Source organism: Aeromonas sp. QDB56 (genome assembly GCF_027705505.1).
GTDB lineage: Bacteria > Pseudomonadota > Gammaproteobacteria > Enterobacterales > Aeromonadaceae > Aeromonas > Aeromonas caviae.
In genome coordinates, this window is sequence record NZ_JAPDBZ010000155.1 from 1 (window position 1) to 9319 (window position 9319).

Consider the following 9319-nt stretch of genomic DNA (forward strand, 5'->3'; position numbering starts at 1 on the left):
GCGCGAGCAGCTATCACCCAGTAATGGGGATCCCCCTCCTGTGACGCGAAGCGCTAAGGTGGGGGAGGATGTCAAGATCCGCATTGCCAAGCGTCTGCGCCTTGGGGGACGTGATCTTGGTCTGCTGCTAATCAACGTTCAGGCTGCCCGTATGCTCAAGGAGTTTGCCGACAACCGCGGCAAGGCAGCCGATCACATCATGCTGTTCAACCAGGACGGATACTGGCTGCGCAGCCCGGACCCATCCCGGGAGTGGGGCTTCATGCTCGAGCGCCCGGATCTGACTCTGAAGCAGACTTCTCCCCAGGCCTGGCAGGCGTTCTGGGACGCATCAAACGGCCAGATGGAGTCTGCCGACGGACTCTGGAGCTGGACCACCCTGTACCCGGCACAGAATCATGATCAGCTGATCTGGAAAGCCGCGTCCCTGGTGCCGCACAGCGAGCTGCAGGCCATTCGCACTCATATCTGGGGGATCATCTTGGCCGCCAGCGCCGTGCTGCTGCTGTTGTTTGGTGCCGGTGTGGCTGCACTGGTGCGCAGCAGGCACAAGGAGCAACTGGCCCAGCAGGAAGCGGCCAGGTTGGCACAGGTCAAAGGTGATTTCATCGCCAACATGAGCCACGAGATCCGCACCCCCATGAACGCCATCATGGGGCTGACCTACCTGCTCGAACAGGGAGGGCTCGAGGATGGTCAGCATGCCCTGGTGCGCAAAATCCACCAGGCCGGGCAGGCGCTGCTCGGGATCATCAACGACATCCTCGATTTCTCCAAGATTGAGTCGGGTCGGCTCGAGCTTGAGCGGGTGCCATTCAGTCTCGAAGAGGTGCTCGATCACGTGGCGGCCATCATGTCCACCTGCGTTGGCCAGAAGCACCTCGAACTGGTGGTGAGCAGTGCCCCCGAGCCGGTTTCCCATCTGATTGGGGACGCCCTGCGCCTCGAGCAGGTGCTGCTCAACCTGACCGGCAATGCTATCAAGTTTACCGAACGCGGCGAGGTGGAGGTCAAGGTTGTGCTGGAATCAGAGCAAGACGGCATGGCCACCTTGCTGTTTCGGGTGCGCGACACCGGGATCGGCATTCCCCCCGAGCAGCAGGCAAACATTTTCAATGCCTTCTCCCAGGCAGACTCCTCCACCAGTCGCCGCTTCGGGGGCACCGGGCTTGGTCTGACCATCAGTCGCCGCCTGGTGAATCTGATGGGGGGGGATATCGGCGTCACCAGCGAGCTTGGCAAGGGGAGCGAATTCTGGTTCCGCGTCCGGCTGGAGCAGGTGGAGCGGCCCGAGGCCTTGAACGAGCGCCTGCAGCACATCTCGCTGCTCATCGCCGACGACAATCAGGTGACCCGCGACGCCCTGTCGATGACGGTGGGTTCCCTCGGATGGCAGTCGCGGGTGGTGGAGTCCGGTGAGCAGGCGCTGCACCATCTGCTGCGCCAGGGGGAGCGTTTCGACGTGATCCTGCTCGACTGGATCATGCCGGGCATGGACGGGCTCGAGACCTGCCTGGCCATTCGCCGCGCCTTCGAGCAGCAGGAGCGTTCACCCATCATCATCATGGCGACCGCCTATTCCCAGGATGAACTGATGCACCGCCCCGGCTCGGATCAGGTGGACCTGGTACTGCACAAACCGGTCACCGGCTCCAGTCTTTACAATGCGGTGGCGCGTCTCATCCACGAGAAGCGCGAGCATGTGGAGCCCCTTGAGAGTGGCCAGCGCCGTCTGCGCCTGCCGGGCGTGCACATACTGCTGGTGGATGACAGCGACATCAACCTTGAGGTGGCGACCCGCTTGCTGCAACGGGAGGGGGCCGAGGTGATCACCGCCATCGACGGGGAGCGAGCCCTGGCCTGCCTGGCAGATCCGGCCCGGCGCATCGATCTGGTGCTCATGGATGTGCAGATGCCGGTGATGGATGGCTACGAGGCGACCCGTCGCCTGCGCCTGCTGCCGGGGCGGGAGGAGACTCCCGTGCTGGCTCTCACCGCAGGGGTATTCAAGGATCAGCGGGAGGCGGCATTGGCCTCTGGCATGAACGACTTCATCGCCAAGCCGCTCGATGTGGAGCAGCTCATCGCGACCTTGCTGCGTTATCTGCCGGACGTTGTCCTGCCGCTCACCGTGAACGACGAACTACTCCCCCACGAGCCGGTGGCCGGCATCGATATCGATACCGGACTGCGCAACTGGGGTGAAGCCTCTATCTACCTCAAATACCTGCGGCGTTTTCGCGATGACTACATGACGGTCGGTACCGTGTTGCCGGGTTACATCGCCCAGCACGAGACCGATGCGGCCGCGAGTCTGACCCACAAGATCAAGGGGGTGGCGGGCAGCCTGTCGCTCACCGATGTGGCGCGTATCAGTGCCGAGTTGAACGAGGCCATCGAGCAGGGTGGCGACACCAGCCAGCTTATCGCGCCCTTCCTCGAGGCCCTGGAGCGGGCACAACACTCCATTGATACCTATGCCGGGCGCGGTCAGCTCCCCGCTGGCCCAGGAGGAGGCGCGGGAGGTCTGCCTGCACGCCCTGCATCAGGCCCTGGTGAGCGAGGATCTGGATCTGATTGAGCCGGCGCTGAGCCAGGCAAGGAGTCACTTGCCTTGCGAGCTGGTGAGCGAGATAGGTGCAGCCCTGGAGCTGTTCGATATCCCGTTCGCCACCCGCAAGCTGGAGGATTATCTGGAGGATCGGGAGGAACCTGCGCCATGAGTCGACCGCGCGTGCTGATCATCGACGACGAGCCGAGCAACCTCGGGTTGCTGCGGCAAATCCTCAAAGAGGAGTACAACCTCTTCTTTGCCAAAGGGGGAGAGGAGGGGTTGGCCGCCGTGGGGCGTCACGAGCCGGCACTTATCCTGCTGGACGTGCGCATGCCCGACATGGATGGTTACGAAGTGTGCCGCCGGCTCAAGGCCGATCCGGCTCACGCCGGGATCCCGGTGCTCTTTATCACCGCGAGCGACAACGCAGACAGCGAGAGCCAGGGGTTCGAGGCGGGCGGAGTGGATTATATCTACAAGCCGGTCTGTCCGAGCACGGTGCGTGCCCGGGTGCGCAATCATCTCTCCCTGGTGCGCCTCGATCAGCTCGAGTGCAGCTATCGCACCGCCATCGTCATGCTGAGCGAGGCGGGCCACTACAACGACACCGACACGGGGGTGCATATCTGGCGCATGGCCGCATACGCCCGGGCCCTGGCTGATGCGGCGGGCTGGAGCCCGGAGCAGTCGGATCTGCTGGAGCTGGCGGCCCCCATGCACGACATGGGCAAGATTGGTATCCCCGATCACATCCTCAAGAAGCCCGGCCCCCTCACCGAGGAGGAGTGGGTCATCATGCGAAGTCATCCACGCATCGGTTACGAGATCCTGAGGCGATCCGATGCCCCCATTTTTCGCATGGCGGCGGAGATTGCCCTGCACCACCACGAGAAATGGGACGGCTCGGGCTACCCCGCTGGCGAGACCGGTGAGGGGATCCCCGAGGCGTCGCGGATAGTGGCCATCGCTGACGTCTTTGACGCCCTGAGCGTGCGTCGTCCCTACAAGGAGCCCTGGCCCCTGGACCGGGTGCTGGCTACCATGCGCGATGGTGCAGGCCAGCACTTCGATCCCCGGCTGCTCTCCCGTTTTCTCGAGATCATGCCGGAGATCTTGCGCCTCAAGGCGCAATGGGATGCCCGCGAGGAGCGGGGGGATTACCAGATGGGCTGTGTCAGATAGGGATTGCTGGCCCGTTCGTGACCAAAGGTGGAGCTCGGGCCATGGCCCGGAATAAAGACGATCTCATCCCCGAGCGGCAGCAGGGTCTCGGTAATCGACCTGATCAGCGTCCCGTGATCCCCGCGCGGGAAATCGGTGCGGCCTATGCTGCCGGCAAAGAGCACATCCCCCACCCATGCGAGGCGTTCTGCCTGGCAGAGCAGCACGATGTGGCCCGGAGTGTGGCCCGGGCAGAAATAGACCTCCAGCTCGCATTTGCCAACCTGTACCTTGTCACCCTGTTCGAGCCAGCTATCCGGTGTAAAGGCCGGAGTATGGGCAAAGCCGAACATCTGGCTCTGCTGGGGCAGGATATCGAGCCAGAAAGCATCCTCCTTGTGGGGGCCGGTAATGGCGATACCGGTTCTCTCGCGCAGCTCGGCGGCGGCGCCCACGTGATCCAGATGGCCGTGGGTCAGCAGGATATGGGTTAGGGTCAGCCCCCGTTTGGCAATGGCGGCCAGCAGCTTGTCCGCCTCGCCGCCGGGATCGACGAGGGCAGCCTGGCGGGTCTCGTCACACCAGATAAGCGAACAATTCTGGGCGAACTGGGTGACCGGGATCACCTCGAACTTCAACATGTGGGACTCTCCTGAGGGGTCTGAAGGGGGGAGCGTTTGGCGAAGAAGGCGAGGCAGGCCTCCTTGTCACCACGAAACAGGATCCGCTCGCGCTTGTTGTCCAGCTGATAGCGGTACATGGGGTCATAGTAGCGAGTCAGCAGCAGTCTGATCCAGACCAGATGGGCGCGGGTGTCCCCGCTCTGGGCCTGTTCCCTGAGGGCGGCCTGCAACAACCCATCGAGTTCGCGATAATCCTTGTCACCGAGTCGGCGCTTGAGCCTGGCCATGGCGTCGGTGAGGTAGCCGGCAAACAGCGGCCAGCCTGCATCTGGCCCATGGAACTCCAGATAGTGCAGCCAGAGATCCTGCACGTAATCGGTGCGGATCTGCTCGGCCCGTGCCTCCTGCGGCACCTCCACCACCACCAGAGGAGCCCGGCACATGGCCTCATAAAGGTTGAGTGGCAGGGCGCAGCGACCGATGAGACGGCTCTCGTCTTCCAGCACAAACTGTGATTCCCCCCGGTTGCGACGCTGAAGCAGCTCGATGGCAAGCCGGTTTTCGAAGTCGATGTTGCCGGGTTGCCCACCCGGCAGCTGGCCAAACGACGACCCCCTGTGACGGGCGTGCCCTTCCAGATCCACCGCCTGGGTGATGTGCGCCAGCATGTGGGTCTTGCCGGAGCCGGTCATGCCGGTCAGCACGGTCCAGTCGCACTCTGCACTGGCCTTCGCCTGGGTCTCGATGAGAAAGTGGCGCAGCGCCTTGTAGCCGCCCGCGACCCGGGGGCGGGTGATGCCGGCCTCGGCCAGCCACTGCTGCACTGTCTGGGAGCGCAGGCCGCCGCGAAAACAGTAGAGCAGGGCGTCGGGTTGCTGGCGCAACCTGGCCAGCCAGCCTTCCATGCGCGCGGCGCGCACCGCGCCACCCACCAGTTGATGGCCCAGGGTGATGGCTGCGGCCTGTCCCTCCTGCTTGTAACAGGTACCGACCCGGGCACGCTCCTCGTCCGTCATCAGCGGCAGGCTGACGGCGGTGGGAAAGGCCCCTTCCTTGAACTCGACGGGGGCACGCAGATCGATGAGTGGAACCTCATCCAAAAAGATCTGGGCGTAATCCGTGGCCAGTGGCAGGGCACTCATTGGACAACCTCGATGAACTGGTTGCCGGTGCGGGCCTGCAACTGGCCGATGGGAGAGAGGGTCAGCCCTGCCTGTGCGGCAATGGCAAGGAGCTCGGCTTCACTTTCTTTACCGACGGCCACCAGCAGGCCGCCGCTGGTCTGCGGGTCACACAGGATGTTGCGGGTGCGATCATCCATGGCACCCAGCTTGTCACCATAGGAGTCGAAGTTGCGCAGGGTACCGCCCGGTACGCAGCCCTCACTCAGGTAGTAATCCACCTCGTCAAGCAGCGGCAGCGCCTTGAAGTCCAGGCGGGCACTGACGCCGGAACCTTCGCACATCTCCAACAGGTGGCCTGCCAGTCCAAAACCGGTCACGTCGGTCATGGCGTGTACGCCGGGTAAGGCGGCGAAGCGCTGGCCAATCTTGTTGAGGGTGCACATGGCATCCGGGGCCAGTTGCTCATGCTCGGGCTTGAGCTTGCCCTTCTTCTGGGCTGTGGTGAGGATGCCGATGCCAAGGGGCTTGGTCAGATAGAGGGTGTCGCCCACCTGGGCGGTGTCATTTTGCTTGATGGCGTCGAGCGGCACGATACCGGTCACCGCAAGACCAAAGATGGGCTCGGGGGCGTCGATGCTGTGACCGCCTGCCAGAGAAATGCCCGCCTCGTGACACACCTGGCGACCCCCGTCGATCACCTGCTGGGCCACTTCAGGTGCGAGTATGTTGACGGGCCAGCCGAGGATGGCGATGGCGACGATGGGTTTGCCGCCCATGGCGTAGATATCGCTGATGGCGTTGGTGGCGGCGATGCGACCGAAGGTGAAGGGATCGTCGACGATGGGCATGAAGAAGTCGGTGGTGGAGACGATGCCCTGACCGTTACCTATGTCCACCACGGCGGCGTCATCTTTGCTGCTGTTGCCGACCACCAGGGTGGGGTCGTCAAAGCCCGGGATCTGGCTCTTCAAGATGGTGTCGAGCACCTTGGGGGAGATTTTGCAACCGCAGCCAGCGCCGTGGCTGTATTGGGTCAGACGAATGGAAGACATGCTTTCCCCTTGTGTGGGCAGACTTGCGTGTGCAAATAACTGCTGTGGCACCGTCAAATGTGCGCGCAAAAATAGGGTGGCCCTGGCGGCCTGTGAACACAGTGATGTCAGGCTGCCTGGCAGGACGGGAGGAGGGCAAGGATGCGCCGGCGAAGCCCCGCCGAGGACCACAGGACGGGCCATTATGCCACAAATGGCCGCTCTGGTTCGAACTGGAATTCACACAAAGCGCAGGGGATTGTCGGGTTCAAAAAGATCCGTGCCCTTCGCCTTGCTCAGGCTAGTCTCACTTTGAGCCGCCCCGACGACGTGCTGGTCTTGCATCGGGGCTGCATGTGGTGACGGAAACTAGCCAGCTTGCTCCATCACTGGTTGGGGAGCCTTGCCTAGCCGGCGCAGTCGCCGTTGCAGCGGCCGCTCCAGCAGGGTGTAGCTCAGCGCCGAGAGCCCGATCAGCACGGCGAGCATCAACAGGGTGGCCAGCACCCCCAGCAAGGGGTTGGTCTGGGCGTACCACCACGCGGTGAGCCCCGGCGCCAGAGAGTGGACAAGCTCGCAGCCGGTGAGCAACACCAGGGCGTGGAGCAGGTAGATGGAGTAGGAGAGATCCCCCAGCCAGTTGGTGAAGCGGTTGTCCAGGAGGCGCAGCAGCGGGCTCTGGCGATCGCCCTGGCAGGCGGCAATCCAGATTAGCAACACGTAGGCGCTGATCAGCAGCAGGGTCAACAACGGTGTCATGGTGAACTGCATCAGTGCTAAGGGGAGCAGAAAGGCGAGCAGCAGCGGCAGATCTTGCTGCATCATGGACCACTGGCGGGCAGCCTTCACCTTGGGCAGCAGCCAGAGGCCGAGCACGAATTCACTCACCCCGCGCCCGATGGCCAGCGCCCCGCTGGTGACATCCAGGGTACCGCGACTGTGCACGATAAAGGCCAGCACCGTCAGGGCCAGCAAGGGGGCGAGGTTGCTCCAGCGGCTGCGGGTGACGGCGAGGGGAATGAGCAGCGGAAACAGCAGATAGCTAATCCACTCCACGCTGAGCGACCAGGCGGCGAAGTTCCAGGTCAATCCGTGATCGGTCACCACCTGCAGCAGCAACAGGCTGCTTGGCAGCGCCTCGGCCGGGGTAAAGGGGGAACCAAAAGGAGGCATCCCCTCCCACTCCCACATCTTGAACAGGGGGCCGGCGTAGAAGCCAATCCCGTGGTGGGCCTTGTAGAGCTCCCAGCCAACCAGCAGCAGCAGGGTCACCAGGTAGAGGGGATACACCCGGGTGAGCCGCAGCCAGAGGAAGCGGCCATAACCAATGGTGCGGGGCGTGCGGGCGAAGGCCTCCCCGTAGACGTGGGCCAGCACCAGCCCGCTCAAAATAAAGAACAGATCGACCCAGAGGTAGCCGTTCTCGATGAGTTGGGTGTGGCCGGCGATCGACTCCATCCACTGGGGAAAGAGCAGCAAGCGGGCGTGGAATAGCACCACCATCAGGGCAGCGATGCCCCGCAGCGGCGTCAACAGTGGCAATGATTGATTCATGACGGGATCCTTGATGATGTTCAGCTTGGCCTGACATCAATTTTTGTTGTGGTGCCGCTCATCAATCCTGATGAGTCGGCAGCCCCGGCTTGGCGGCCCAGGCGGGATCACCCTACTTAAAAGAGAGTCATACGAGTGTGACTGCCGTCATGAATGGGCGTTTATCATCCCAAAACCAGCATGGGATAGGGACGCATCGAAAATAGAGAGGGGATCTAGACTAGGGAAGTCATCCCTCTGAGCGTCAGGAATATCCCCATGAAACTCTATGCCCACCCCTTTTCGTCCTACAGCCAGAAAGTGCTGATCGCCCTTTACGAGAATGCCACCCCGTTCGAGTATCGGAATCTCGAAGAGCCGGCGGCGAACGCCGAACTTGCCGCCCTTTGGCCACTCAAGCGCTTCCCGGTGTTGCTGGATGACGGTCGCTGCATCCTCGAGAGCAGCACCATCGTCGCCCATCTGCAGGCGCACCATCCGGGTCCCGTCAGCCTGATCCCGCCCGGCGATGCGGGTCTGGAGGTGCATATGCTGGATCGCGTCTTCGACAACTATGTGATGACGCCGATGCAAAAAGTGGTGCTGGATGCGCTGCGCCCGGTCGCGGATCGCGACCGCTATGGCGTAGCGGAGGCCCGCGAGATGCTCAATCAGATCTACCCCTGGCTTGATCAGCGACTGGAAGGACGCCACTGGATTGCCGGCGCAGACTTCACGCTGGCCGATTGCGCCGCAGCCCCCTCGCTCTTCTACGCCGACTGGGCCCACGAGATCCCGGCTGGCTATGGTCGTCTGCGTGCCTATCGCGCCCGTCTGCTCAATCATCCCTCCATCGTGCGGGTGGTGGAGGAGGCGAGGCCATTTCGACACTACTTCCCGCTGGGCGCGCCAGCGCGTGATTGAGCGGGATGATTTGTGGTGGGCGGGGCACTGCCGCCCAGACAATGTACGAGGCGGACAGGATATGGCGTTATCAACAGCAGAGAAAAGACAGCAATATTCATTCGGATGAGTGGGTATGCGTTTATGGCTGATATTTCCCCGAGGATTTTTGAATGTTGATGCGTAATATTTCATGCTTTTGCATAAAGCAAATGCCGGGCATGTCTCTGCTGGTGGGTTGTGTAGTGAAAGAGAGATGAGAATCGGGTTAACGATACGGCAACCTTTGATTGAGGATGGCTGTCGTCAGTCGAAGGTAACCGTTCACCGGCCCCGGCTTGACTAAGCCGAGGTCAGGTTGAATACGTCAGGATAAGGCTGGCCCGTCAT

Annotated in this window: 6 protein-coding genes and 1 pseudogene; 3 read left to right on the forward strand and 4 right to left on the reverse strand. The window is 62.5% G+C overall.

Going from position 1 to position 9319, the window contains the following annotated elements; translation table 11 throughout:
* Window positions 1-76: 76 nt before the first annotated feature.
* Together OKB81_RS17710 and OKB81_RS17720 are read left to right on the forward strand one after the other, a co-directional pair.
* Window positions 77-2723, forward strand: a pseudogene (locus tag OKB81_RS17710) (response regulator); the annotation flags it as partial.
* Entirely contained in the window at window positions 2720-3736 is a 1017-nt protein-coding gene (locus tag OKB81_RS17720; protein WP_039039149.1) for a response regulator, read from the forward strand. The pseudogene OKB81_RS17710 and the gene OKB81_RS17720, both read left to right, overlap by 4 nt.
* On the opposite strand, the gene OKB81_RS17725 is transcribed toward OKB81_RS17720, so the two are convergent.
* From OKB81_RS17725 to OKB81_RS17740, 4 genes are all read right to left on the reverse strand, one after another.
* Window positions 3712-4356 (reverse strand): MBL fold metallo-hydrolase, encoded by a 645-nt coding sequence (locus OKB81_RS17725; RefSeq protein WP_053288203.1) that lies wholly within the window; start codon window positions 4354-4356, stop codon window positions 3712-3714. The genes OKB81_RS17720 and OKB81_RS17725 overlap by 25 nt on opposite strands.
* Window positions 4350-5480, reverse strand: coding sequence for a tRNA 2-selenouridine(34) synthase MnmH (mnmH, locus tag OKB81_RS17730; RefSeq protein ID WP_270805349.1), 1131 nt, complete (start codon window positions 5478-5480; stop codon window positions 4350-4352). The genes OKB81_RS17725 and mnmH overlap by 7 nt, the downstream gene beginning before the upstream one ends.
* The gene (gene selD, locus OKB81_RS17735) at window positions 5477-6514 is read right to left on the reverse strand and encodes a selenide, water dikinase SelD (RefSeq protein WP_053288201.1); all 1038 of its coding nucleotides are present in this window, start codon (window positions 6512-6514) and stop codon (window positions 5477-5479) included. Before selD ends, mnmH begins: the two co-directional genes overlap by 4 nt.
* A 348-nt stretch (window positions 6515-6862) precedes the next feature.
* Complete coding sequence (locus OKB81_RS17740) at window positions 6863-8047, reverse strand: acyltransferase family protein (protein WP_053288200.1); 1185 nt, start codon at window positions 8045-8047, stop codon at window positions 6863-6865.
* A 258-nt stretch (window positions 8048-8305) separates the two neighbouring features.
* Here OKB81_RS17740 and OKB81_RS17745 point away from each other — a divergent pair, with 258 nt between their 5' ends.
* Complete coding sequence (locus OKB81_RS17745) at window positions 8306-8950, forward strand: glutathione S-transferase family protein (protein WP_053288199.1); 645 nt, start codon at window positions 8306-8308, stop codon at window positions 8948-8950.
* Window positions 8951-9319 lie beyond the last annotated feature (369 nt).

Bases quoted from the DNA above. Each gene is read 5' to 3' on its own strand.
- OKB81_RS17720 (WP_039039149.1), top strand. From the start codon at position 2,720: ATGAGTCGACCGCGCGTGCTGATCATCGACGACGAGCCGAGCAACCTC.
- mnmH (WP_270805349.1), bottom strand. From the start codon at position 5,480: ATGAGTGCCCTGCCACTGGCCACGGATTACGCCCAGATCTTTTTGGAT.
- OKB81_RS17745 (WP_053288199.1), top strand. From the start codon at position 8,306: ATGAAACTCTATGCCCACCCCTTTTCGTCCTACAGCCAGAAAGTGCTG.
- OKB81_RS17740 (WP_053288200.1), bottom strand. From the start codon at position 8,047: ATGAATCAATCATTGCCACTGTTGACGCCGCTGCGGGGCATCGCTGCC.
- selD (WP_053288201.1), bottom strand. From the start codon at position 6,514: ATGTCTTCCATTCGTCTGACCCAATACAGCCACGGCGCTGGCTGCGGT.
- OKB81_RS17725 (WP_053288203.1), bottom strand. From the start codon at position 4,356: ATGTTGAAGTTCGAGGTGATCCCGGTCACCCAGTTCGCCCAGAATTGT.